At 56.8% G+C, this 25,148-nt stretch carries 21 protein-coding genes and 1 other RNA gene; 2 read left to right on the forward strand and 20 right to left on the reverse strand.

The genetic code is table 11. The annotated features are described in order from the left end of the window. Positions 1-32: 32 nt before the first annotated feature. From AB8E48_RS07950 to glf, 19 genes are all read right to left on the reverse strand, one after another. Positions 33-644, reverse strand: coding sequence for a hypothetical protein (locus tag AB8E48_RS07950; protein ID WP_368886360.1), 612 nt, complete (start codon positions 642-644; stop codon positions 33-35). A gap of 397 nt (positions 645-1,041) precedes the next feature. Next, the gene (locus AB8E48_RS07955; protein ID WP_368886361.1) at positions 1,042-2,064 is read right to left on the reverse strand and encodes a restriction endonuclease subunit S; all 1,023 of its coding nucleotides are present in this window, start codon (positions 2,062-2,064) and stop codon (positions 1,042-1,044) included. Further along, entirely contained in the window at positions 2,054-3,877 is a 1,824-nt protein-coding gene (locus tag AB8E48_RS07960; RefSeq protein WP_368886362.1) for a class I SAM-dependent DNA methyltransferase, read from the reverse strand. The genes AB8E48_RS07955 and AB8E48_RS07960 overlap by 11 nt, the downstream gene beginning before the upstream one ends. 499 nt (positions 3,878-4,376) lie before the next feature. After that, positions 4,377-4,749, reverse strand: a transfer-messenger RNA (tmRNA) gene (gene ssrA / locus AB8E48_RS07965). 384 nt (positions 4,750-5,133) lie between these two features. Beyond that, positions 5,134-5,964, reverse strand: a complete 831-nt coding sequence (locus AB8E48_RS07970) for a DUF4190 domain-containing protein (RefSeq protein WP_368886363.1) — start codon at positions 5,962-5,964, stop codon at positions 5,134-5,136. Between the two features lie 238 nt (positions 5,965-6,202). Continuing rightward, positions 6,203-6,658, reverse strand: a complete 456-nt coding sequence (locus AB8E48_RS07975; RefSeq protein ID WP_368886364.1) for a DUF4190 domain-containing protein — start codon at positions 6,656-6,658, stop codon at positions 6,203-6,205. 111 nt (positions 6,659-6,769) lie between these two features. Continuing rightward, entirely contained in the window at positions 6,770-7,264 is a 495-nt protein-coding gene (smpB, locus tag AB8E48_RS07980) for an SsrA-binding protein SmpB (RefSeq protein WP_368886365.1), read from the reverse strand. A gap of 18 nt (positions 7,265-7,282) precedes the next feature. Further along, the gene (gene prfB / locus AB8E48_RS07985) at positions 7,283-8,410 is read right to left on the reverse strand and encodes a peptide chain release factor 2 (protein WP_049327697.1); all 1,128 of its coding nucleotides are present in this window, start codon (positions 8,408-8,410) and stop codon (positions 7,283-7,285) included. 216 nt (positions 8,411-8,626) lie between these two features. Continuing rightward, positions 8,627-9,154 (reverse strand): pilus assembly protein TadG-related protein, encoded by a 528-nt coding sequence (locus AB8E48_RS07990; protein WP_368886366.1) that lies wholly within the window; start codon positions 9,152-9,154, stop codon positions 8,627-8,629. Then, positions 9,141-9,608, reverse strand: coding sequence for a pilus assembly protein TadE (locus AB8E48_RS07995; RefSeq protein WP_368886367.1), 468 nt, complete (start codon positions 9,606-9,608; stop codon positions 9,141-9,143). Before AB8E48_RS07995 ends, AB8E48_RS07990 begins: the two co-directional genes overlap by 14 nt. A gap of 34 nt (positions 9,609-9,642) precedes the next feature. Continuing rightward, positions 9,643-10,098, reverse strand: coding sequence for a TadE family protein (locus AB8E48_RS08000; RefSeq protein WP_049344011.1), 456 nt, complete (start codon positions 10,096-10,098; stop codon positions 9,643-9,645). Further along, positions 10,098-10,325 (reverse strand): hypothetical protein, encoded by a 228-nt coding sequence (locus AB8E48_RS08005; protein ID WP_005505403.1) that lies wholly within the window; start codon positions 10,323-10,325, stop codon positions 10,098-10,100. The genes AB8E48_RS08000 and AB8E48_RS08005 overlap by 1 nt, the downstream gene beginning before the upstream one ends. 108 nt (positions 10,326-10,433) lie before the next feature. Next, positions 10,434-11,366, reverse strand: coding sequence for a type II secretion system F family protein (locus AB8E48_RS08010; protein WP_294628743.1), 933 nt, complete (start codon positions 11,364-11,366; stop codon positions 10,434-10,436). Beyond that, positions 11,363-12,217 carry a type II secretion system F family protein gene (locus AB8E48_RS08015; RefSeq protein ID WP_049354294.1) on the reverse strand — a complete coding sequence of 285 codons (855 nt, stop codon included), beginning with the start codon at positions 12,215-12,217 and terminating at the stop codon, positions 11,363-11,365. The genes AB8E48_RS08010 and AB8E48_RS08015 overlap by 4 nt, the downstream gene beginning before the upstream one ends. Continuing rightward, on the reverse strand, positions 12,217-13,479 hold the full coding sequence (locus tag AB8E48_RS08020) for a CpaF family protein (protein WP_070831495.1): 1,263 nt from the start codon (positions 13,477-13,479) through the stop codon (positions 12,217-12,219). The genes AB8E48_RS08015 and AB8E48_RS08020 overlap by 1 nt, the downstream gene beginning before the upstream one ends. 441 nt (positions 13,480-13,920) lie before the next feature. After that, positions 13,921-14,694 (reverse strand): ABC transporter ATP-binding protein, encoded by a 774-nt coding sequence (locus tag AB8E48_RS08025; RefSeq protein WP_049337844.1) that lies wholly within the window; start codon positions 14,692-14,694, stop codon positions 13,921-13,923. Between the two features lie 4 nt (positions 14,695-14,698). Beyond that, on the reverse strand, positions 14,699-15,580 hold the full coding sequence (locus AB8E48_RS08030) for an ABC transporter permease (protein ID WP_049352622.1): 882 nt from the start codon (positions 15,578-15,580) through the stop codon (positions 14,699-14,701). Next, positions 15,577-17,583: a glycosyltransferase gene (locus AB8E48_RS08035; RefSeq protein ID WP_368886368.1), complete on the reverse strand. Its 2,007-nt coding sequence runs from the start codon at positions 17,581-17,583 to the stop codon at positions 15,577-15,579. Before AB8E48_RS08035 ends, AB8E48_RS08030 begins: the two co-directional genes overlap by 4 nt. Positions 17,584-17,585: 2 nt before the next feature. Further along, positions 17,586-18,773, reverse strand: a complete 1,188-nt coding sequence (glf, locus tag AB8E48_RS08040) for a UDP-galactopyranose mutase (RefSeq protein ID WP_368886369.1) — start codon at positions 18,771-18,773, stop codon at positions 17,586-17,588. A gap of 644 nt (positions 18,774-19,417) precedes the next feature. Here glf and AB8E48_RS08045 point away from each other — a divergent pair. Next, positions 19,418-23,920 (forward strand): FtsK/SpoIIIE domain-containing protein, encoded by a 4,503-nt coding sequence (locus AB8E48_RS08045; protein WP_368886370.1) that lies wholly within the window; start codon positions 19,418-19,420, stop codon positions 23,918-23,920. Between the two features lie 51 nt (positions 23,921-23,971). On the opposite strand, the gene AB8E48_RS08050 is transcribed toward AB8E48_RS08045, so the two are convergent. Next, a complete protein-coding gene (locus AB8E48_RS08050; protein WP_368886371.1) occupies positions 23,972-24,412 on the reverse strand; it encodes an alpha-N-acetylglucosamine transferase in 441 nt (146 codons plus the stop codon). A 471-nt stretch (positions 24,413-24,883) separates the two neighbouring features. On the opposite strand from AB8E48_RS08050, the gene AB8E48_RS08055 reads away from it, so the two are divergent. Continuing rightward, on the forward strand, positions 24,884-25,132 hold the full coding sequence (locus AB8E48_RS08055) for a WhiB family transcriptional regulator (RefSeq protein ID WP_005505386.1): 249 nt from the start codon (positions 24,884-24,886) through the stop codon (positions 25,130-25,132). The last annotated feature ends 16 nt before the right edge of the window (positions 25,133-25,148 follow it).

A 25,148-nucleotide genomic window follows, 5' to 3' on the forward strand; every position in this document is an offset into this window, starting at 1 on the left:
GTATCGCTTGAGAGCAGTGTAGCTTGCGCTGGTTAAGACAGCATGGTGAGGGTGCCGAGCAGACCCAGCAGGCTCAGACCCGAGATGATGTACGCCAGAATGTTGAAGGTCGTCATCTTCGAGGTGTACTTGGTGACGTGACCGGCGTTCACCTTCGCCGAGTAGATGGCAAGCCAAATGGAAACGCCGACCGGGATCAGACCCACGAGCAGCAGAGCAATCACCATGATGTTGGGGCTCAGGCTCAGACTGGAGCTATATTCAGAGGAGCTATAGCCGCGGGAGTTGAGCGTTGCTTCAGAGTGGAGTGCCGCGACCTGAATCCACGCGTAGAGGGTCAGCGCCAGTGCACCCAGGGAGGCGCCGAACGCGCCGATGGAGTAGAAGTAGCCGGGGCCGCGGAAGTCGCCGGTGGTCTCACCGTAGGGGCGGCGGTATTCAGCAGGCACCCGGTAGACGTCCGGGATGCGCTGGTAGCTGTCGTCGCGGTCGCGCACGTTAGCGGGTGCCACGCCCAGGGCGGGGCCACCGGGTGCCGCGCCGATGGGAGCGCCGGGTGCTACGCCAACGGGGGCTCCTGCAGGCTGCTGGGAGTTTGCGTTGCTCTGCTCCGGGAAGGAGGGGGCGGGAATCTGGTTTTCCATGGTGTGTCCTTGAGTGGTCGTCATAGCAGCTGTGCGGCTACCGCATCGTAGCGGTGGCGCCACTATGAGGAGCGACTTTTGGGTTGCTCTCGTACATTGCCGGTGAGGTTGAATGAACAGCCGACACCGGACAACGATATCTACCCTTCGATACTACGGCATAGGGTGCGTTTTCGTCTTCTCTGATGACTTTCTCATTACAATGCGGTCACCTGAGCACCCTCCAAGCCCACAGGTACGCCCTGAACGGACCCAAAATGGGCATAAAAATACCCGGCAGGTGACGCCGTGGAGCGTCCTGCCGGGTGGTAGAAACCTATGAATATATAGGGAATAACGAGAATAAGTTATGTAACAACGGATTGGCCTATCTCAAAAGAGATAGGCCAATCTATCCTTATAGCCTATCGCCATAAGGCATCGATTTTATATACTCCTCCATCTGACCCCAATCTGGCGCACCTTCAAAGGTTGCAGGGAGTTTAATCATTGTCCTTTTCATATTATCAAGCGTCCACTTACGACCATAAGAGTATCTATATTTCTCATTTCTGAGTACAGAACATACAAATAGCCCCACAGCTGGGTTAAGCTTCCCGTATTCAGGACGAAGGTACAATACGTTTACATCATCCGTTGCCCAATAAGGTAGAGGCTGATAAAACGCTTCTCCTACTGACCCATTATAGCTCAGAGAAATAGTATTTCCTTCATGAATAGGGCTTTGACCGATAAGATTCGAGACGCCATTATTTGAATCTATAGCCCCAATATATGGAGTAAATCCATCCGTCTGGTCTTCTGCAGTCAATCGTTTTCCTTTACGTATATCAAATAAACCAGATTCGCCACCAAGCTGAAACCACTTCCAATTATTAGGATCTATCGAAGGGCCAAGTTTTTTATTTTTTGTCGTCAAAGGCTCACTGCGCAATAACCCAATATAGGAATCCATCCACTCCCAGTCCGGATCACCTTCCAATGTTGAAGGCAATTTAATAACAGTTTGCCTATATAGGGTTTCGGTAACTTTTCTGCCATAGTTATATTTAAAACGATTCGCCATTAGTAGGGTTTGCAAAAATAAATAAACATTACGTGTCTTCGCATTAGAGTCTTTTACCAATAGTATCTTTGCTGAGTCGCCAACAACGCACCCTTGCTCATGAAACGAGACGAATCCTGCGGTACCACTTCGAGCTACAGTTAGGCAAGGCTCTTCACAATACGAGTAGCCCTTATCTTGGCAATAAGCTTTATCAATATAGCCTATTACACCATTGTTTCCCTCGCCACTTTGAACAGCTTCAAAAGTTCCAGGATTATTCTCAATCTCTTCACTTGTTATCCCCTTACCATTGATTATTTCAATAATATCTTCAAGCAGAAAATTTTTCCAAGAACTCATATCAATTTTCATATACAAATCCCGCCTTCACTAAGTATGCAAGATAATCGTTAATCGTCTGCTGAAAATCATCATCAGTCAAAGTCGTGTAGTCAGTTTCCATATATGCTTCACACAACCATTCATCATTGCCCGTAACCATATGTCGTGCACTAAATCCAGGAATAACATCACGGTTTTTATAGGTGTCAATCCATTTTCTACGAATTGCAGCCCATAGACTGTCGCCATTCTCATCTATCTGCTCAACGCGACCTAGATTCTTACGCTTTTTAAAACCGTCATCCTTACAGTATGCAAAGAAAGTCTCCCGTTGGGCAGAAGCGTGTGGAGTTCCAATATCGAAAACCATACAACAAGCACATGCGCTTGCGCCGGGGTAGAAGATATCGTCAGGCAACGAAAAAACAGCGTCCAATGTATTATTCTTCAGAATTTCATTCTTCATCTGCTTCATCAGTGAACTATTTCCAATAGCGCATGCCATAGGAAGCAGAACTGCCAATTTACCCCGCATATTATTTTCATTCATTTGCTCAAGAATAAATTTGACAAAGTAAAGCCCCTTAGACGGGTCCTGTTTAGCAGTTCCCCATTTTTTAGAGAACTCTTTCGGAACCTGCTTTACCATTGCATTGTATGGAGGATTCATTAAAATAACATCAAATTTAACACCCCCTTCAATAAATTTGGGAACTTCATCAAAACAACTACCTCGAACAATATTTGAATTTCCGTCCCCGTGAATCAGCATATTCGTAGTGGCAAGACCATACACTTGCTCATCATACTCCACACCATAAATATGATGCTTCTTAACCTGATCTTCCTCGGCCATCGTGTGGCAATCGTCAAGGGCTTGAGTCATTGCGCGTACAAGGAATGAACCGCTACCGCACGTCATATCAAGAACAACTGAATTTTTATTTACGTTACAGATGGTTGACATGAAATCCGTTATATGATCCGGGGTAAAAGCTTGATTTTTATCTGACTTACCAACATATTTATTAAATGTAACAAAAAATAGATTCAGTAGATCTTGACCAGCAGTACTTTTATCATTTATAAACGGAAAAATTTCTTTTTTAATAAGATCAAGAATTTCACAAAATCCTTCATTGTTTATATCGCGAACATCTTGACTTTTTAGAATACGCTTATCAATCAGGGTTAGCTTCTCAGCTTTTTCTAAAGAATGTTCAAGCATTTCTTCTAGAATATCATGAATGCCGATAATAATCTGAGATGTTTTCATCTCACGACTATAGACAAGGCCATTTTTAATTGCAAGGAGACAGGTTCCCACAAACTGTGAACGCAACTTCTCATTAATACCGTAACGATGCAGCTTTTCATTGAGCTTATAAGTATTGCGCATCACCTCCTCCTTATTGTTTATATGCTTTGCATCAAACATAGCCACATACTCCGGCATCGTACGGATAGCCTTTTCGTCTACCAGTTTTCGGTCGTCCTCAACCGCAGACTTCCAAACGGTAATGCGATCATCCTCAGTATTTGCAACCATCGCAATAATCTTGTTACCAGTTAACCGCTTCTCATATTCGACATATGCAGCAATTTGCTCTTCGACAGTAGGCCACTTATCAGCATTGTTCTTTGTCTCAATGAGCAGCGAAACTCCTGACAGCTCAAATCGAATATCAAGAAACTGCCAAGAGCCTTTCCCCTTCTTCTTCATGATTGGGTCAAATTCAAGACCCTTCTCTTTGAAAGCTTTAGGATAGCTAAATTCACCTTTCTCGAGATTCTCCGTAAGGTACTCAGGACCAACCGTGTCAATGATATTGAACCGATTCATTACTTGTTCACCTCCTATGTATTCTGTAGCCCCTATGTCGAGGTCTACAGCGTCTACCAATCGATATCCGTACCTGCTCATAGCAGCTCTTCCTCCGCTCTCAAAGCAGTACGGCTTGCCTACTCTTATAAGCAGGTAGGCTACCTACCAGATGATTTGCCTCAGTTTCAGCTTAGAAACCGCCAGGCAAACATCTCGCTCTTCGAAGAGTATTTCCTCTACGATACCCCTTCATGAAGTAAATATCATAAACACCTGACGGTGCTTTTTACTAGGAAGCCTATGAGACATGATTACCTTCCCAACTTATATTTAGCTCTGTTCAAACGATATATATCGATGTGTCCCTCAAATTCAGAAGCTACTAAAGGGCATAAAAATACCCGGCAGGTGACGCCGTAGGGCGCCCTGCCGGGTGGTAGAAACCTACCGCGGTTCTTCCTCTGGATTGGAACCAAACACCGTCCGCACCCCAAAAGGGGCACAGGCGGCTGGGAGATCGTGGAGATGCGGGGAATCGAACCCCGGTCCGATGTGGCGTCAACGGGGCTTCTCCGTGCGCAGTTTATGCGAACGCTACTTTTCGGCTCCGGTACTTGCATAAACACATATACCGACGAACCTAGTCACGTAAAAGTCCCGCCAGCCCCCGCAACAAGGGCTAGCAGCAGTGGCCTTTTAAGTCGATGCCGGTAACTGAGCCAAAGGCATGCTCAGGCCGACAGACGGCAACTCGCGCTTAGGCAGCGAGTGCGAAGTCAGTGCGCTTAGATTCTGCACTTAATTTTTTGCAGAGGGCGTTAACGAGATAACCCTGCATCCTCGGCACGCTTCACCCATCTCAACTCACATCGTCGAAACCGATCATCCCCCTATGCTTTTATCAAAAAGCCCACCGCCTTCTGAAAGTTTTCCTCAACGTACCTAGACGCCGCGGTGCCATTCAAACACGGTAGAGATTCAGTATATCCAAGATGTTTAACAGCGTGCAAGTCCCCTCCCCCGCACGCGCGGCGCTCTCACTGACAGAGAACACCAGCTAAGAACGGACGCAGAGAACGCTGCCCGTGAAGAGCGAGAGCACGCATCCACCACCGAAACATCCGCGCCGCACGCACCCGGTTCAACGGCGGGCGCAGAAAATCGACATAGAAGATTGCGGACACAGCAAACGGGGTGAGGCGCCCCAGAAAATCTGGGAGCCTCACCCCGTTCGGGTACCGCATTAGGCGGCGGTCAAATTTAGGGGGCAAACCTTAGCGGTGAGCCGGAACAGTCATGCGGTTGTTCGGGTTGTCACCAATCTGGCAGACCACGTTACCGTGACCGTCATCGGTACCAACCTCAAGGCATTTCTCAGTGGTCTGAAAGAAAGAAATGTATACGAAAAGCATGCAAATCGAAATCAGGACAGACACCGCACCGGTGATAATACCGGTCAGTGCGAACGCCTTACCTGCGCCAACTTCCTTAGTCTTCTTCAGGGACAGCGCGCCCAGAATAATCGCGGCAATACCCAGCAGCGCACCAAACACGAGGAAACCGGTCAGAACAGCCGCAATACCGAGAATCATCGCCGCCAGCGCCATGCCGGGAGCCTTCTTCGTCACGGGAGCCGCATACGGGTAACCCGCGGGCTGACCGTAACCGTAAGCGTCCTGCTGAGGCTGCTGCTGGTAAGAGTTCTGCTGGTAGTTGTAGTCAGCAGGCTGAGCCTGGTACGAGGCTTCCTGGCCATAACCGTACTGGTTCTGCTGAGCGGGCTGCGCCTGGTAGGAAGCGTCCTGGCCATAGCTGTACTGCTGCTGAGCCTGACCGTAAGCATTCTGCGAAGAGGGCTGCGCACCGAACTGACCGTACTGGTTCTGCTGTGCCGAGTTCTGCTGAGCGGCGTTCTGCTGCTGAGCCTGACCGTAGGTGTTCTGAGCGGATGCGCTCTGACCGTAATCCTGACCGTAAGTGTTCTGTGCCGAAGGAGCCTGGCCGTAATCCTGGCCGTAGGAGCTCTGGGCGGAAGAATTAGGCTGCTGAGCAGCGTAGGGGTTCTGTGCGTTCCCCTGGTTGTTTCCGTAGTTATTCTCAGACATCCGTCGTTCTTTCCTTCACAGTTGCAGCGAACAATTTATACTCGCCCAACGCACCATTGCGCGCTGAGTTCGGTTCCATTATATAAATAAGCTGTCATCCGGGTCATCTGTGAAGTCCAAGATTTCAGAAACAGCGCCTAGAATCCACCAATCGGGCAGAATCAGTGCCGAAAAAGAGCAAGGGACCGAATAGTTCAACACTATTCGGTCCCTCAACGTTTCAAAGACTCAACGTGATTTAACGGCGGGCAGCGTCGTAGTCCTCGGGAGTCAGGGTCATGGTCTGACCGGCCATGGTGCACACGTAGTTACCGTTCGAATCCTGCACCGCGTTCTCAACGCACTGACTTGCGAGAACAATGCCGAGCACCATCATAGCAGCAGCAGCAATCATGCCCAGCGCACCGGTGACAATACCACCAATCGCCATGCCCTTACCGGATGCGGTACCGTTCTTCACCTTCACCAGGGCAACAATACCCAGGATCACGCCGACCAGACCCAGAACAGCACCGAAAATCATCAAGCCAGTGAGCAGACCAAGAATACCCAGAATCAGCGAAGCAATCGCCAGAGCCGAGCTCGGAGTCGGCTGGTAGCCGGGGTAGCCGCCCTGCATGTTGTATGCGGGTGCCTGCTGCGGTGCGGGGATGAACTCGCCCGGGTTCTGCTGGTAGTTCGGGTTCTCAGACATACGTCTCCTCAAAAAAGTGAATGGTGCTCGCGGTACGCCACGAATTTTCAACCATTATACGCGAGGAAATAAGCCCGGTCCCCCGCCGCTGTCACAAGTTTTGCCTCAGCCCTAGCCGAGGTTGCGGTAACGCATCGCGCGGCGCGCCTCCAGGTCATCCTGACGCTCACGCAAAGCCTGACGCTTATCGTACTCACGCTTACCGGTCGCCAAAGCAATCTCAACCTTCGCGCGACCATTCGAGAAGTACAGCTTCAGAGGAACCACCGTGTAACCGGTCTCCTTCAGCTTCTGCGCCAGCTTATTAATCTCAGAACGATGCAGCAGCAGCTTACGGCGACGACGAGCCGCATGGTTCGTCCACGTACCGTAACCATACTCCGCAATATGAATACCCTCGAGCCACATCTCGTTATCGGTCACCTGGCAGAAACCATCCACAATGGACGCCCCACCATCACGCAGAGACTTCACCTCAGTACCCAGCAGAACAATGCCCGCCTCATAGGTATCCACAATGTTGTAATTGTGGCGAGCCTTCTTATTCTGGGCAATAATCGCGTTATTCGGGTCCTTATTCGCGTCTTTCTTCTTTTTCTGAGCCATCACTCAATCCTTCACGTCTTAGCTCTCTTCAGCCGCGCGCCCCGAAGCGCGCCAGCGAATACCAGCATCAATAAAGGCGTTCAAACCGCCATCCAAAACATTAGAGGTATTACCTTCCTCGTAGCCGGTACGCAGATCCTTCACCATCTGGTACGGATGCAGAACATAGGAACGCATCTGATCACCCCAGCTTGCCTTAATGTCGCCGGCAAGCTCCTTCTTCTTCGCGTCCTCCTGCTCCTTACGCAACAGCAACAGGCGAGACTGCAGCACACGCAAAGCCGCCGCACGGTTCTGCAACTGCGACTTCTCATTCTGCATCGACACCACAATACCGGTCGGCAAGTGAGTCATACGCACCGCCGAATCCGTCGTATTCACCGACTGACCACCCGGGCCCGAGGAGCGGAACACATCCACCTTAATCTCAGACTCGGGAATCTCAATAGCATCCGTCTGCTCAATCAGAGGAATCACCTCAACCGCCGCGAACGAGGTCTGGCGGCGGCCCTGATTATCGAACGGCGAAATACGCACCAGACGGTGAGTACCCGCCTCCACCGACAGGCGGCCAAAAGCGTACGGCGCGTTCACCTCAAAGGTCACCGACTTCAGGCCCGCCTCCTCAGCGTAGGAGGTGTCCAGAACCTTCGTCGGGTAGCCATTCTTCTCCGCCCACCGCAGGTACATGCGCAGCAGCATCTCCGCGAAATCAGCAGCATCCACGCCACCGGCGCCCGAACGGATCGTCACCACAGCCTCACGCTGATCGTACTCACCCGACAGCAGCACCAGCACCTCAAGCTCTTCCAGCTTGGCGCGGATCTCACCGCACTCACGCTCAGCATCAGCGAGCAGCTCGGCGGCAGTCTCCTCATCCTCCGCTTCGGCAAGCTCCACCATCACCTCAACATCATCAATGCGAGAAGACAGCGAACGCAGACGATTCAGCTCCGACTGCTTATACGACAGCGCGCTCGTCACCTTCTGCGCGTTCTCCACGTCATCCCACAAATCGGGTGCGGCAGCCTGCGCAGACAGGTCCTCAATGGCGCGCTCAATCCCCTCAATATCGCTCACAGCAGCAATAGAGGTGAAAATCGCGCGAAGCTCTTTAATCTCAGCAGAAAAGTCGAAGGATGCCATAGCTTTTAACACTATCGCGAAACGGCCAGAAAGTCCCGCCGTTACAGCCCGCGACAGCCCACAGCGCAGAAGGATGCGGCGGGTAGAGGGCAGAAGCCGCCCAATGGAGACGTCAAGAAGGCATAAAACGAGGGCGCATCCGCTAGCCGTTACACTACCTTGCGGATGCGCCCTCGCAGTCTATAGGGCTCACAGCGCCTCTAGTCGCTGGACGGGTTAGTCGTTGGACGGGCCCTGGCTCGTCTTCAAACGCGACGACCCATGAGCGGTCACCTCAATACCATCAGGCACCAGAATCGACAGCAGCGGCGGACGAATACGAGCCGACAGGTACACGTGCACACTCTGGTCAGAATCCACAGACACGTTATCCAGACGCAACGCCTGAAAATCCTGCCCCGGCTGAACCTCAGCCAGGTACGCGCTCGCGTACTCCCACGCCGCTGAGTCGCTCGCCTCCTCCGGAGTGCGGATCGCGCGGGTAATCGAGTTCGCCTGAGCATCAGCCATATCCTGCAGGTGCTGAGTCTGCAGATACGCGCCGGTAATCGCTACCGTCACCGAACCGATGAGCAGAAGCAACGCCACCATGCCCACAATCAACGGGGCAATACTGCCCTCTTCCGGGTCTGAGGCGACCAGGTCTGAGGCGAGAGCCTGGCTCTGTACACGGGCACGCACGTGGGCATACCATTCCCGCACAGCCGAGAGCAGGTGAGCCGGCGAGCCATTAGGATTCAGCATGACCAGACCCCCAACTCGTCGCGTGAGAACTCACCGGAATCACGCCGCCACCCATAAACGAAGGCAGCAGCGGCAGACGCGCCTGAACCGTCACCGTGGCGTACGCCTTCGTACCTGAGACGCACTCCCCCGACGAACAGCTCAACGACACGCTCACATCGGACGGGTCAACCCCGTAATCCGCTGCGGCATGCGCCGCCAGACGCTTAGCCAAATCCGGGCCCACCGACGAATCCTGCGGCTGCTCCTGCACATACAGCACCACCTGGGCGCTCGCCGCATGAGCCGCCATCACCGAAGACTGCAGGCTAAAAATCGTCAGAATGCCGTAGAGCACCGGAATGAGCAGAGTAATACCCAAGCCCAGGAACTCCACGATGGCACTGCCCTCTTCAGAGCCGTGCCGATCAGAAAGAGGCCGGTCAGAAAGAGACTGGTCAGAACGATTCTTCAAGCGCTCTTTCACCCGCTGCCGAAGCGAAAAGTCACTAATCACCGGAACGATGCTCCGCATAAATCGCATGCCCCTTCACCTCAATAGAATCCGGAAAACCCCACGGGCCCAGCACCGGTAACGGAGACTTCACCGTCACCTCCAAAGTGCGCACACCCGTAGAATCACTACTCTGACGGTACGAAATATTCTCAGCATACGAAGACGGAAGAACCCCCTCAATCATCTGACGGGTACGCTCCATGCCCTCCTGCGGAGTGCGGTCACGCATCGTACCGTAACGTGCCCCAGCCGCCGCAGCATCCACCAACATGGTTCGTGCATACAGGGCGAAAGAAACCTGCAGAATCGCCATAGTCAGCAACACCAACAGCGCACCGACCATGACGAATTCCGTGCTGGCATCACCGCGCTCGCTCTCCTCCACAGAATATTCCGCGGAGGATAGCTCAGCGGCAGTCAGCTCAGAAGCGATGCGGGGCTTACGCATTACTGGTGAACCAGAGCAATCGCATCGTTGAACATCTTGGTCAGAGCGGGCTGAGCAATCGCCAAGATAGCGGCAACCAGCACGGCGCTCATCATGGTGATCATGACCCAGCCGGGCACGTCACCGCGCTCGGGGTCATCCTGCTTGTTCTTCAGGCGCAGAGCCAGCACGGATGCGATAGCCAGGGCAATCAGCACGGTGAGGGTGGTGCGGAAACGACGGAACATGATTTTCTCCTTCAATCAAAGGGTGTAGTGTGTGGTTGGTGCGGCGCGCCGGGCAATCAGCCCAGCCCACCGCGGTGCAGCCGGTACGGTGTGTACCCGCCGCAAAATCTAAAAGTTCAAACGCATGAGCGACAAGCCCGGGAAGACCGCAAAAATCACCGTCAGCGGCAGGATAAAAAACACCACCGGGGCGAGCATCGCAATCTCCTTCTTACCGGCTGTTTCCATCAGCTCACGCTTAGCGTTATCGCGCACATCCTGAGCCTGCGCACGCAACACATCAGCCAGAGGGGTACCGCGCTCAATCGCAACAGCAATACCCTCAACGAAGCGGCTCAACGCCGGAACGCGAGTACGCTCCGCAAACTCCTGCAGCGCGCTCAGCAGCGAAACACCGGTGCGGGTCTGCGCCAAAATCTCAGAAAACTCACGAGCCAACTCGCCGCGAGAGGTCAAACAGATACGCTCCAGGGCCGCCAGCGCCGACTCGCCCGCTGTCACCGACAGAGCCATCATCTCCGCCAGCGCCGGGAACTCAGCAACCAGCTGCTTCTCACGCTTAGTCACCGCCTCACCCAGCCACCAGTCACGCGCCAGAAAGCCGCTCAAACCGCTCACCAGCACCAGCACAAGAGCCACCAGGATGGAGAAACGCTCCTGCACCACGCCAATGACGGTCAGGGCACTCATGACGGTCACACCGGCAAGAGCCCACAGCAGCTGCTCAGCACGAAACGCGCTCACACTCTGCGAAGAGCCAGCACGACGCAGACGCTCCTGCACCGAGCTATCGCTCAGCGACGAGCCGCTCAACGACGAAGACAGCGAACGCAGAAGCGGCGCGCAGAACGCCGAAATCGCCTCCAGCAGGCTCGGCTCACGGCGCTCCTGCTCCTTCAACAGCGACTCACGCAGAGTCTCACCGCGCAGCTGCGACGCCACACGATCAGAAAACGAAATACTGCGAGTATTCAGCACCGACGAAAGAATCAGACCCACGCCGGTCGCCAACACCAGACCAAAAATCAGAGGCAGGTTCATCCGAACACCCTCCGTTCACGCGGCAACTCACCAATACGCAGCATCAGACGGTACGCCGCCAAAGAAATAGCGGCACCGGCAATCATCAGCATCGCACCGGCAAACGAGTTATACACCATGCGCGCGGCAGGCTGAGTCGCCATCAGACACAGCACAAACCAGGGCGCCACGCAGGAAAGGCGAGCCGCGTTCACAGTCCACGACTGACGAGCCAAAAGCTCCGAGCGGGTACGCGCATTCTCACGCAGAAAATCGCTCAGCGTGCCCAGCAGCTTACCCAGGTCAGAACCGCCCACCTCGCGGGCAATCTTCAACGCCTCAATGATGGTGTCCGCCACCGGGTCAGAAAGGTACTCCTTCAGCCGGTTCAGCGAGGGCACGAACTCACCCGAGGCGCGGTAATCACGCGAGAAATGGGCGAAGGCGTCACGCAGCTCTTCCGGGCCGCGGTAGGAGAGCTGAATCAGCGCCTCCGGCAGGGACAGACCCGCACGAATCGCCGAACGCAGGTGGTCCACCGCATCCGGCCACAACTGCCAAATACGGGCATCCGCCGCGCGAGCACGATGATTCACGACCACGCGAGGCGCCACAAAACCACCAATCAGACCCAGCAGACCCAGCGGCAGCAGCTGAGTGACCATCAGCAACAAAACCGAGGCAGTCACACCGCTGGCAACGCTCACCCACATGAACGTGCGAGGGGTCAACGAATGCATGCCCGCCTTACGAAGAGCAATCACCAGCGCCGGGTCATTACTCGGCTTCGGCGGCTTGCCGTTATCAGGAAAGCAAGAGAGGTAAATCAGGCAGACGCCCAACCCCAAAATTAGGCTCAGAAACAGAGGCATTACTGGCCCGCCTTCGCCGCAGCCAGCACCTGCTCGGGGCGGTGACCGGCACGAACCCAACGATCCGGGTTCGGCAACTCCAACGCCACGCACACCATCCGGCCATCACGGCGCACAAACAGCGGGGACATCTCAATCACGCCGTCCTCAACGCGACCGCCCAGCATGCTGATCTCTTCGACCTGACGCTGACCGCGCGAATCACGACCGCAATGCACCACAATGTCAAAGCAGGACGCCACGGTCGGCACCACGAACGCCGAGGAAATATTCTCGCCCGCCAACAGCGGCAGGGTGCAAATCTTCGTCACCGCGTCACGTGCCGAGTTCGCGTGAATCGTGCACATACCCGGCAGACCCGCGTTGAGCGCAATGAGCATGTCCAGGGATTCCGCCTCGCGCACCTCACCAATGAGGATGCGGTCCGGGCGCATACGCAGCGCCTCCTTGACCAGGCGGCGCAGCTCAATCGCGCCGGTGCCTTCAAGGTTCGGCTGGCGGCACTGCAGACCCACCACATCGCGCAACGGAACCGCGAGCTCAAAAATTTCTTCGCAGGTAATCACACGCTCACGCGGCGGAATGGATGCCGACAGGCAGTTCAGCATCGTGGTTTTACCCGCCTGGGTCGCACCCGAAACGAGGATGTTCATGCCGCTCTCCACCGCCGCGTGCAGCAGGGATGCCGCGCCAGCGCTCAGCGAGTTCATGCGCACCAGGTCGGGCAGGCGGCGGGCACGCACCACGAACTTACGAATATTGATGCTCGTGTGCTTGCGGGTAATATCCGGAATCACCGCGTGCAGTCGGGAGCCATCCGGCAGGGATGCGTCAACAAACGGGGAGGAAAGGTCCACGCGACGACCCGAAGGCTTGAGCATACGCTCCAGCAGGCTATTGATCGCCTCGGCGCTCAGGTGCAGACCGGTCAATTCGCTTTCGCCGTTGCGGGCGATAAAAATTTCGTCGGGAGAGTTGATCCAGATTTCTTCAACGCTCTCATCGTCCAGGAACGGCTGAATCACGCCGAAGCCGCAGATTTCATCATGCAGGCGCTGGGCCACGGAGTCGCGGTCGCCCAAATCGGGCAGGGAGATACGGGTGCGTCGCTGTTCGTAATCGTTCAGGTGCTCGTCAATGAGCCCGCGAACGGCGTGCTGGTCCTCGTGCGGGTCCAGGCTGCGGTGGCGCATTGCCTCACGGATATTCTCCTCGAGCAGAGTTAGATGCTCCGCCCGGGTATCCAGTACGGTGTTCTCCATTGAAGTGATCCGATGCTGTGTGTGGTGTGGTTGTGTGGAATACGGTGTAGCACTGATACATCAATGCCACCATCACCCTAGCGTCAAAGCATCAAATTTATCAAAATGTAATAAAACGCCCCTTAATATTTACGAGTATAGTATTTGAGCATTTTTGGTGCATGGAACTGCACACATCATTACCTAACGTGCATCAAAATCCAAAACACCTAGTCAGTTGTGACTCACAGAACAGCCACACGCGCACCTCTCGAGCCGCCCACCATTGATCGCAGCCATGTTGCACTCGGTGCACGCGTAACATTTCGTCTTAAAGCCGCCGCAGCCGCCTCTCTTGAAGCCTCGCCCCCCCTATCCCGAAGCAACAAGATTCGGGCACAGCAAAGGGGCGTGCACTCCCCATCGGGAATACACGCCCCATCACAAGCAATCACCTAGCGATTAGTCACCGCCGCGAATCACCTTCACAGCTTCCTTAATCGGACCGTCAAAACGCAGGTTACCGTGCTCCAGCACCACGCCGCGGTCACAAATCTTAGAAACCAAATCCAGGTCGTGGCTCACCACGGCAAGAGTCTTACCGGCAGAGCACAGCTCCTGAATCTTCGCAATACACTTCTTCTGGAACGGCTCATCGCCCACCGCAAGAATCTCATCCACCAGGAAGATATCCGGGTTCGTGTGAACCGCAACCGAGAACGCCAGGCGCAGGTACATACCCGAAGAGTAGAACTTCACCTCGGTATCGATAAAGTCGTGAATCTCAGCGAAATCCACAATCGAATCGAAGGAAGCCTCAATCTCTTCCTTGGTCATACCCAAGATAGCGCCGTTGAGGTACACGTTATCGCGGCCAGTCAGATCCGGGTGGAAACCAGCGCCCACCTCAATCAGACCCGCAATATTGCCGCGAGTGAGAACCTCACCCTCATCAGCACGCATCACGCCAGAAATCATCTTCAGCAGCGTAGACTTACCCGAGCCGTTCAGACCCAGCAGAGCCACACGCTCACCCTGACGAATATCCAGGCTCACGCCGTTGAGCGCATTGAACTTCTCCGAAAGATCACCCTTGCGGCCCTTAATCAGCCAAACAAAAGCTTCCTTCATCGAACGGGTGTGGCGCAGAACGAAGCGCTTCACCAGGTTCTCCACGTGAATCACCACGGGAGCGTCCGGGCTCACCGGAGGGAACTCAAGCTTCTTAATATCCACAGAATCAGAGCTCCTGGGCGAAGTTGCCCTCAAACTTACGGAAGAGCAAATCACCAATCAAAACGGTCAGCAGAGAAATACCAATGGCAATCGGAGTCCAGAAGCTGAAGAGATGCGGAACCACCTGCGAAGCAGGAAGTGCCAAATCCTCAGGACGGAGCGTCGGATGCCAGAAGCCATAGTGGAACAGCTCCACCGCAACGGTCAACGGATTCATCATGAACACGTTGAACACCCACGGGTAGAGAGTGTCACGCACCATGGTCCAGGAGTACAGCACCGGGGCGAACCAGGTAGCCACCATCAGCAGCATGTCCACAATGTTCTCCGAATCTCGGAAGAACACGTTAGCCACACCGAAAATCAGACCCAGACCATAGGACAGCAGCATCACAATCAGCATGCCCGCCAGAATCGACTCAAAAGCCAACAAGGACGGATGCCAGCCCACCGCAAAGCACGCCAGGAGCATAACCACAATCTGCGGCACAAAATGCACCAGAGCCACCCACACCGTAGACAGCGAGAACAACTCACGCGGCAGATAAATCTTGCGAATTAGAGCACTGTTAACCACCATGGCGCGAGCACCATTACCAAAACCTTCCGAGAAGAAGTTAATAGCAATCATGCCCGAGAAAAGATACACAGCATAGTTGTGCATACCGCGTTCCAGACCGAGGAAAAGACCCATGGCAATGTAGAACACCAGGAACTGCACACCCGGCTTGATGTAGGACCACAGAATACCCAGCACCGAGCCGCGGTAGCGGACCTGGATTTCCTTATCGACCAGAAGTCGAAGCAGGTAGCGATTCTTCATCGCATCCAGGATGCCGCGGCCGCGACCGGGCGCCTTCAGGGGAACAGACTTCAGATCGCTCATCGGGTCAGCTCAGAATCCGTATGCTCAGCAAAGGTCTTAGCCCACGCATCGTAGGACGCAACCTCAGCAGCCTTCGAACGGTACTGCTCACGCAGCTTCTCCCAGCCGGTCACCAGCTGGACGTGCAGCTTAGCAGCCTGTGCCAGCTTCGACTTCAGCTGCTCGGGATCGCGGCGGTACCAGAACAGACCGGTACCCTCAGCGTTAGTCGCCAGAGCCGAATCGAACTTCGACAGGGTCCACCAGTTGGTCTCACCGTAGTTCAGCTGAATCTGCGGGTGAGCCTTCGCCTCTTCGCTCACCGGCTTGAACAGCTGACGAGCAACAGTCTTCGCGGTCCAAGAAGCAAGCTTCTTGTAACCGGGGGACGCGAAGGAGCGGCGGCCACGGAACGGAGGCTTCTTCGTCTGGATAGCCGGGAAGTCATCCACGTTCGGCTTCACCTGAGACTCCGGGTACTCCTTAGCCATCGCACGAATCACCGGCAGACGCTGCGAGAGTGAGGGGTGCAGGTGCTCGGGACCGGAGAGCAGATCCTCCAGCGCCATCAGGCGGCCAGCCTCAGTGTAGTACTGCATGGACAGGGTGTGCTTGACGTCCAAGAACAGGGACTCCAGCAGCACGCGGCCACCCTTATCGAAGGGCGAGTGCAGCAGTGCGGTAATGAGGCGGTTGCGCTCGTGGTAGTACGCCTGCCAGCCGACGGAGTCGTCCTTATCGGTCCAGGACACGTGCCACACGCCCGCACCGGGGAAGGACACGGTAGCGAAACCTGCAGCCTTAGCGCGCAGACCGTACTCAGCGTCATCCCACTTCAGGAACAGGGGCAGGGACAGACCGATTTCCTTAATGACGGCGGTCGGGATGAGGCACATCCACCAGCCGTTGTAGTCCACGTCCACGCGGCGGTGCAGCCACGGGGTGTTACGCAGGTTGTGGTGGCCCAGGTTGTGGCCCATCGCCATGTCTTCGTGCGGCTTAGCGTAGAAGTTACGCCACGGGTCAACAACCTCACCGAACGCGTGCAGGACCGAGCGGTCGAACATGTCGAACATGTGCGCACCCACGATGGTGGGTTCCTTGCAGTAGTTCGCGAAGGTCACCATACGCAGAATCGACTCGGGCTCCACGATGACGTCGTCATCGAGCAACAGCACGTAATCGGATCCGTTGTTGACGGCCTCAAACATGCCGCGCGAGAAGCCACCGGAACCGCCCAGGTTGCCCTGGTTGATGATGCGGAACTTACCGGAGAGAGGCTTCACGACCTCTTCAAAGTCCTCGTGGTCCTGCACCTTCTGGGTACCCTGATCCACAATCAGGAACTCGTGCACAGCATCGAAAATCTCGGGGCTCTCACCCAGAGCACGAATGTTGTTGATGCAGTACTCCACCTTGTTCATGGTGGTAATCTGCACAGTCGCCTGACCGGCCTTCACATCGGCGCGGGGCTCAATGTCGCCCAGCCAGTTCGCCTCAATCAGCTCAAGGTCAGTGGTGCCAGCCAGGTCGAACCAGTACCAGCCGCCGTCACCAAACGGCGCCAGGGGTAGGGTGAAGGTGTTGGTCTCCTCGCCGGAGAGCAGCTTCGCATCCACGCGCTGAATCACGCCACGGCCATTGGACTTGTACACAATGACCATGCCCTCGCCGCGAGTCTGAACGCTCAGCACGACCTTCTTCAGGTCAGTCCAACGGCGCCAGTACGACGCGGGGAACGCGTTGAAGTACGTACCGAAAGACAGGCTCTGACCCGCGCTCACGGTAATGGAACGGCGGCTGTTCAGGTTATTAGCGGCATCACGGTTTGCGCTGGCGCTCGAGACAGACTGACCGGAGGTGTTCATCGCCTCCGCAATGGAGGTCGAAGCATCGCCGTCAATACGGGTGGGCAGCTGAACGCCGGTTGCGACACTCGCGTCCACGTACAGGGGCACAACGTCAGTCTCAACTGCGCTCGGGAAAATAACCCGCTGCAGGTTCTTCAAAGTCTTATCAGCCATGGTTATGCGTCAACACCACCGGACTCGATCTTCGCACCGTCAGCAAAGTGCGGGCGGATCTTGTTGTCGAACATGGACAGTGCAGCACCGATAGCCATGTGCATATCCAGGTACTTGTAGGTACCCAGGCGGCCACCGAACAGCACGTTGTTCTCACCCTTAGCCAGGTCGCGGTACGCCAGCAGCTTCTCACGGTCCACAGAGGTGTTCACCGGGTAGTACGGCTCGTCGCCCTTGTTCGCGAAGCGAGAGTACTCGCGCATGATGACGGTTGCGTCCTTGGTGTAGTCACGCTCGGGGTGGAAGTGACGGAACTCGTGGATGCGGGTGAACGGAACATCAGCATCCGGGTAGTTCATCACGGAGCAGCCCTGGAAGTCCTCAATCGGCAGAACTTCCTCTTCCAGGTCGATGGTACGCCAGGACAGGTCGCCCTCAGCGTAGTCGAAGTAGCGGTCAACCGGACCGGTGTAGACCACGGGAATCTGGCCCAGAACGTTCTCGCGAGAGTACTGGTGACCGGGCTCGAAGAAGTCAGTGTTCAGGTGCACCTCAATGTTCGGGTGCGCCGCCATGCGCTCCAGCCACGCTGCGTAGCCGTCAACGGGCAGACCCTCGTACTTGTCGTTGAAGTAGCGGTTGTCGTAGTTGTAGCGAACCGGCAGGCGGGAAATGATGGATGCGGGCAGCTCTTCCGGCGGGGTCTGCCACTGCTTAGCGGTGTAGTGCTTGATGAACGCCTCGTACAGGGGGCGGCCAATCAGGGAGATACCCTTATCGTTCAGGTTCTGCGGGTCGGTACCAGCCAGCTCGCCAGCCTGCTCAGCGATAAGCGCCTTTGCCTCTGCCGGAGAGTAAGCTGCGTTGAAGAACTGGTTGATGGTACCCAGGTTAATCGGCATGGGGTAGACGATGCCGTTGTGGCGGGTGTACACGCGGTGTACGTAGTTGGTGAAGTCAGTGAAACGGTTCACGTACTCCCAGACACGCTCGTTGGAGGTGTGGAACAGGTGCGCACCGTAGCGGTGCACCTCAATACCGGTCTGCTTCTCCTTCTCGCTGTATGCGTTACCACCGATGTGGGAACGGCGGTCGAGCAGGGCAACCTTCAGGCCCAGCTCAGTGGCAGCCTGTTCTGCGATGGTCAGACCAAAGAGGCCCGAACCGACTACTACGAGGTCAGCGGTCAATGTTTTCTCCTGTATTATCACGGCGCACCACCCCTTCTGCAAGGGCGGTATTCACCTACCAGATTGGACACATCCGAGAGTTCTCAGTCGCGCCGCAATCCGCACGGGTGGGTGCAAAAAGCCCCTCCCGTGATGGATATAGTCATAATCTAAGATACCCGTTTATCATGCCTCACGCATACTTATGACGTGTTTTTAGTGGCTTTTGGACTATTGTTCGCGCGCTCTTTCCCCGGGTGAATATTCTTCACGAACCCCGAGGTCAAGCGGGTCTGCGGGGGCTCATTTTTCTGCGGATTTTATTGTTCCACCGGGGGCGAAGAATGTTTGTTTACGGGTAAATATTCATTGCGGTTAGCTATCGCGATTTTGCTGCGCCGCTAAACAATCGATGGGGTGGGACCTCGAAACGCCTCGGGCGCCGGGGGCTCCATGCGGGCATCAATGAGGACGAGCAAGCGGCTCAGTATAGACGCCTCAGTGGGTGCAATACGGAGCTTTTTGAGCGGTAATCCGGGCAGTATTTCGGTGGGTTATCCACAGTTCTTTGAAAAATGGGTTGAAAAATCCAAAAAATACGAACATTTTAGGTTGCAAATAGCCTATTTGTTGAACTTTGATACTTTTTAATGTTTTCTGAGGGTATGACTCTCTTCTTTCTCGACCACCACAACACCACCGACGCGCTCCCCTACCCCCGCGTCATCCGCCTCGACGGTGAGGCGGCGCCTAACGGGGTGCAGCTTCAGCTGGCACACGCGGGCGACGGTTCCTCCCTGGAGCAGGCACTCAACCAGGCTCTACAACAGTCTGAAACCGGCGCGCACCACACCGCGAAGGACACCCCGTTTCAGCTATTCCCCGTGCGCGAGGGCACCGAGCTGGAGCCCCCGCAGAACACTTCTGAAAATGGTGCCTCTGAACGAATTGTGTCCGAATGTAATATTCTCGGCGGCAACGTTCCCGGTGGATTTCAGCACCCCAACGCACCCGCTGTCAGCGTGCTGCGCATCCTGCGCGGCCCCGATGCAGGTGCCGCCTTCCCCATCATCCGCGGCCGAACCAGCCTCGGCAGGGCGACACTAGCTCCCCGCGGAGGAGAGCAGCCGCGCCATATTCACTTGCAGGATCCTTTCCTCAAGCCGGTACACGGCAGCTTCTACGCCGATAGCTCCGGCATCCGTTGGATTGAGAAATGTCCGGTCGCAAGCGAGGGCAGCGAAAAGATGCAGAGTGCAGAGCCGCGCGTCCTGCGCTGGGACGATCCCTTCCGCCTCGGCTCCTCACTCTGCATGCTCACCTCCCCCACCGGTCACAGCAACCATACTGCAGAGAAGGCGAGTGCGCCCGCCGCTACCTCCGGTGAGCCCGCGCAGACGCTCGCTCCCCTGGGCGATGCCGGCAACCCCTTTGAGCCGGTGGTCGTGAACCCGCCCGCGCCGCGTAAGCTCAAGCAGATTCTGTTGAGCGTGTGCCTACCGATTGTGGTGGGCCTGATTATTGCGCTGGTGACCGGCATGTGGTTCCTCCTGCTGATGTCTGCAGCGTCTTCGCTGCTGATGCTTCTGCACTTCTTCGGCGGTCGGGCTGAGAACCGTGCCGCTTCGCAGCAGACCCGCCAGGCGGCGGCGCAGGAGAAGGAACGTGCCCTCGCCCTGGCGACCGCGGGTAACTTGGCGATTTCGGGTCCCTCTGCCCTGCATGATGCCGCCTACCCGGCGATTGTGCTCGGGTGCGGTCCCCGCCAACCCTACCTGCGCGGCCGCAACCTGCCGCTGGGCACTCTGGAGAAGCAGGATGCGCCCCACTACCTACCGCTGCCCACCCCGGTTCTCGGTCACTACCTGAAGCTGGAGGAGGCGCATCTGCGCGCCTACCTGGTGCAGCTGGTGGCGGGGTATCCGGGTGCAGTGCACGTTCTGCTGGATCGCGCCAACAACGCTAATCAGACGCGAACCAATGCTCTGTTGCAGACTTTGGCCGTGGTGCCGGGTGTGAGTGTGCATTGCCTGCCGGGAATGCAACAGGAGAAGTACCTGCAGACCCTGCAGAGTAGCCTGCAGTCGGAGCTGTCCGCATCGGTTCCGCCGCTGATTCTCCTGCCGCAGGAGGCGAGCGCTATCTACGCTCCCCTGCTGACCGCGCTAACCTCCGGTGCTACCGCTGAGTCTTCGCAGTCCCGCACATTCTCCTCCCCGCATGAGCAGAAGATGAGCACCCCGGCGCTCTGTGTGGTGGGCGGTACCGAGACTGATAGCCCCGCCCCTGCGCCCGGTGCGCTTTTTAGTTCCGCCTGGATTGAGTGCGCGAGCGAGGGGAGCCACCGCCAGAGCATCCGCTACCGTGCGCAGGGTTATTCGGCGCCTCCCGTGCAGCCCACCGAGGGTGTCTATCAGGTGCACCCGTTGGCGTGTGAGGGCCTGTGCCAGCACGCTGACGGTCTGAGCGTTAAGTCGTTCTGCGCCGCTCTTGAGAACCTGTACCGCGCCGGATGCGAGCAGGAGCAGGGCGCGCTCAACGAGGCGCAGGTGCACCAGTCGGCTCACCTGTTCTCTTCGCTTCAGCGGCAGAGCGCACAGCAGAAGAACCGTGCTGATGACATGGCGGTGGAGTCCGTTCTGCAGCGCTGGTCTGCTCAGCGTTACGCCTCCGATATTCGCTGTTACCTGGGTGTTTCTTCGGGTGGTTCGCTGAATATTGGTCTGTCTGAGCACGGCCCGCACTGGTTGCTCGGTGGCACGACCGGTGCCGGTAAGTCGCAGCTTCTGCGCTCGCTGGTGCTCAGTGCCGCCCTGCGTTACCCGCCTGAGCGTTTGGGTCTGATTCTAGTGGATTTCAAGGGTTCTGCGGGTTTAGGTCCTCTGGCTCAGCTGCCGCATGCGCTCAGCGTGTTGAGCAATTTTGATGTGTCCGCGGTGGAGCGTGCCCTCGAATTTTTGCGCGCCGATATTCACCGCCGCGAGGTGGATCTGCAGGCGCTCGGTGTGAACTCCTACCGCGACTACCTGGCGTCCTGTCAGGCGGCGGGCACGATTCCGCGCTACCCCGAGTTGCTGATTGTGGTGGATGAGTTCCGCATGCTCATCGATTCCATGCCGGACGCTATGGCTGAGCTGATGCGCATCGCAACGATTGGTCGTTCGCTCGGTCTGCACCTGGTGTTGGCGACTCAGCGTCCGCAGGGTGCTATTTCGCAGGATATTCGCGCCAATATTGCCACGAGCATCTGCCTGCGCGTGGCGAGCGCCCAGGATTCCTATAACCTGCTGGAGCATGAGTCGGCGGCGTATATTTCGGCGGCGCATCCGGGTGCCGGGTACGTGCGCCTGCCGGATGGCCGTTCCCTGCCCTTCCGCGCTCCGCTGGTGGATGCGGTCCCCTCGACCAGCGACGCCCACCCGGTGCAGGTGCTGGGTCTTGAGGAGGGCGGCTGGCGTGAGCTGACTGTCGCTTCTGTTGTTCAGAAGGTGGGCGGCAATGAGGATGAGCTGCTGATTCGTTCGGCTCAGCAGATTCGTGCGCTCTATGAACGCGAGTATTCCCCGCTGGGTGCGCAGAAGAGTACGGCGGCTGAGGGTGAGTACTGCCCGATTCCGCCGGAGCTTCCCGAAAACACCCCGCTACCCGCGTTGGAGGCGCCGGTTAGCGGACCGGTCGCGTACGGCATTGACCCGGCGGCTACTTCTCAGGACCCCGCCGATTCTGGTGCCGCCTCCGAAGGCTACCTGCTGGGCGAGCTGGAGATTGCCCGCTACGGCGTGCGCCGCCAGATTCGCTGGTCGGGGCATCAGGCTCTGGCGCTGCTGGCGCAGAATGCCGAACGCGCCCCGATGCTTTACGGGCTTTTATCTCAGGCTTTTGCCGCACGCACGCCGGTTGTTCTGCTGACCTCTGACGGCGCGCTCTACCGCGACCTGGAGCCCTACGCCGGAGCCTTTGAAGCTCTGGTGGGCGCGCAGGAGCTTTCGCATCTGCGGTTCTGCCTGGAGGAGCTACGCACCCCGAACCTGTGGGGTGCCGAGGCTACCGCCCGCCCGTTCATCATTGTGGACGGTCTGGACAGCTGGCTGGAGGCGCTGGTTCGCCAGCCCGATACGGAGAACCTGCTCTACGATCTGCTCTCGCAGGGGTGCCGTCGCGGCTATTCGGTGGTGTTCACCTCCGCGTTGAACCCGCGCGGTCGTTTTGCGGCGGCGGCGCATTCTACGCTGTTGAGCCGCCGTTTCCTGGACGCCGACCTGATGCGTTCGACAAGCAAGGACTACCCCACCCCGGCGCAGAGCCACTACTGCGTGGAGGGCGCCATTAATGAGGAGTTGATTGGGGATCAGCCGCTGAGCGCTTCGATTCTTTCGCCGTGCGTTGCGGGTTTCCAGGAGCTGGTTCAGGTTCTGCGGGGTAACGCCGCGAGCGCTTCTAACGGGTCAAACACTCGCCCCGGCACACTGTTGAAGCAGTTTCCCGAGTACTACCGCATGCCCTCGACCGAGTACGTGACTGCCGCCCACGCCGCCTGCAATCCGCAGGGCACTAAGCTGCTGGTCGCGTTTGACCGTCGGCAGATGCCGGTGTGGATGAGCGCCCCGGCTGGCGCTGTGGTTCCGGTGCAGGGTTCCCGTTCGGCGGGTAAAACCACGCTGCTGGAGAGCATTGCTCGGCTCAACCCGATGCTGGAAACCCTCGTCCTTGAGGGTTCTGGCGGCACCTCGGGTGATGGCGGAGCGTCGGGCGAGCCGCCGAGCGTGGAGCGTACCCGTGCACTCCTGAACTCGGTGAAGAACCCCGCGCAGACGCTCGTGCTCATTGACGACCTGCAGTACCTGCAGCCCGCCGTTCAGCAGTTGCTTCTGGAGCGTCGCGGCGAGTTCCGCGCCATGCTGGTCGCCTACACGCCCTGGCCGAGGCGCGCCTCCTCACCCATGCTGGCGGCGCTCATGGGATGCTCGCGTGCGCTTCTGCTCGCACCCGCATCCCTAGCGGACGCCGACATGTGCACGGTGACCGCGCTGCCGCTAGACCGGTTCACGCAGGGTGAGCAGCCCGCCGGTCGCCTCGTGGTGGTGGACGGCGCCTCCGTGTGCGCGGCGCAGGTTCCCCTGGCACTGACCGCGGCAGCAGCCGGGCAGAAGGTGCCGGTCGGGGTCTAGAACTGAGCAGTCTAGGCTTTAGCAGCGCTAGGGTCTAGCAGCTCTAGGGGTTTAGCGGCGTCGGCGGCTGTACTTCTCCGCCTCTTCACCCGATGCCTCGGTGACCGCCTCAATATAGCGGCGGCTACTGGGCATCAGAACGAAGACGAAGGCAGCCGCCGCACCGATAACACCCGCAATCATGATGGACTGGCTAATGTTCAGACCGTAAGCGCTCACGTTCATGATGAGGGTGCTTGCGGTGACCCACAGGGCGCAGAGGGTAATCAGGATCATGGGCAGGCGCGAGCCGAAGCGGCCGCGGTAGAAACGCAGACCGAAGTAGGTCATGCCCGCGGCAATGAGCGCCTGAAGCACGCCGCCCACAATCGCCTGCGCGGTGGACATTCCGCTGACAATAAAGGGGTAGAGGATACCGCGAATCAGAATGTATGCCGCGAAGGTTTCGGTCAGGACGAATGCATAGATGACGTTGAACGGGCGTGACGGCACGGTGGGCTCCTCATGGGTTGTGCGGGCGGCAGACCGGGGTGTATTCGGTCCGATGCGCTGATGCGTTAGCGGGTGGGTGCTCCCCTGCCTTGGGTTTGCCTCGGGGCCACCGCCTCGTCGTCGGTGCGGTGTGCAGGGGTAGGTACCGCTATATATTATGCCCGAGGCGCCACTCACCCAGCCGCCCGCGTCTCGCTCATGAGACGGGGTTCAGAACAGATATGTCACCATGCGATTCCTCAACCTCTCAATTAGACAAAGGTTTGCCTAAGTGATAGATGCCTCAGCTTAATACTGAAGTTTTTAGAGAAAAGTACTTGTCACATCCGCTCCAACATGCGAAAGTTGATAAGTCAATTTTCACCCTAACCCAGGGTGTGCATCCCATCAGCGGATGTATTTGACACGCGCACAGGAAAATAGATGTGTCTTGCCACCGCGTGAGACCGTAAATCATGAAGGAGGTCCACCGTGGATTGGCGTAGTCGTGCAGCTTGTTTGGACAAGGATCCGGAGCTGTTCTTCCCCGTAGGAAACACCGGACCTGCCCTGTTGCAAATTGAAGAGGCCAAGACTGTCTGCCGCTCTTGCGAGGTTGTAGACGTCTGCCTGAAGTGGGCCATCGAGACCGGCCAGGACTCCGGCGTATGGGGTGGCACCAGTGAAGACGAGCGTCGTGCGATGAAGCGTCGCGCAGCTCGTGCCCGCCGTGCATCCTAACTTCCGGAGTATTCAA

It is taken from the genome of Rothia mucilaginosa (assembly GCF_964211445.1).
Lineage (GTDB): Bacteria > Actinomycetota > Actinomycetes > Actinomycetales > Micrococcaceae > Rothia > Rothia mucilaginosa_E.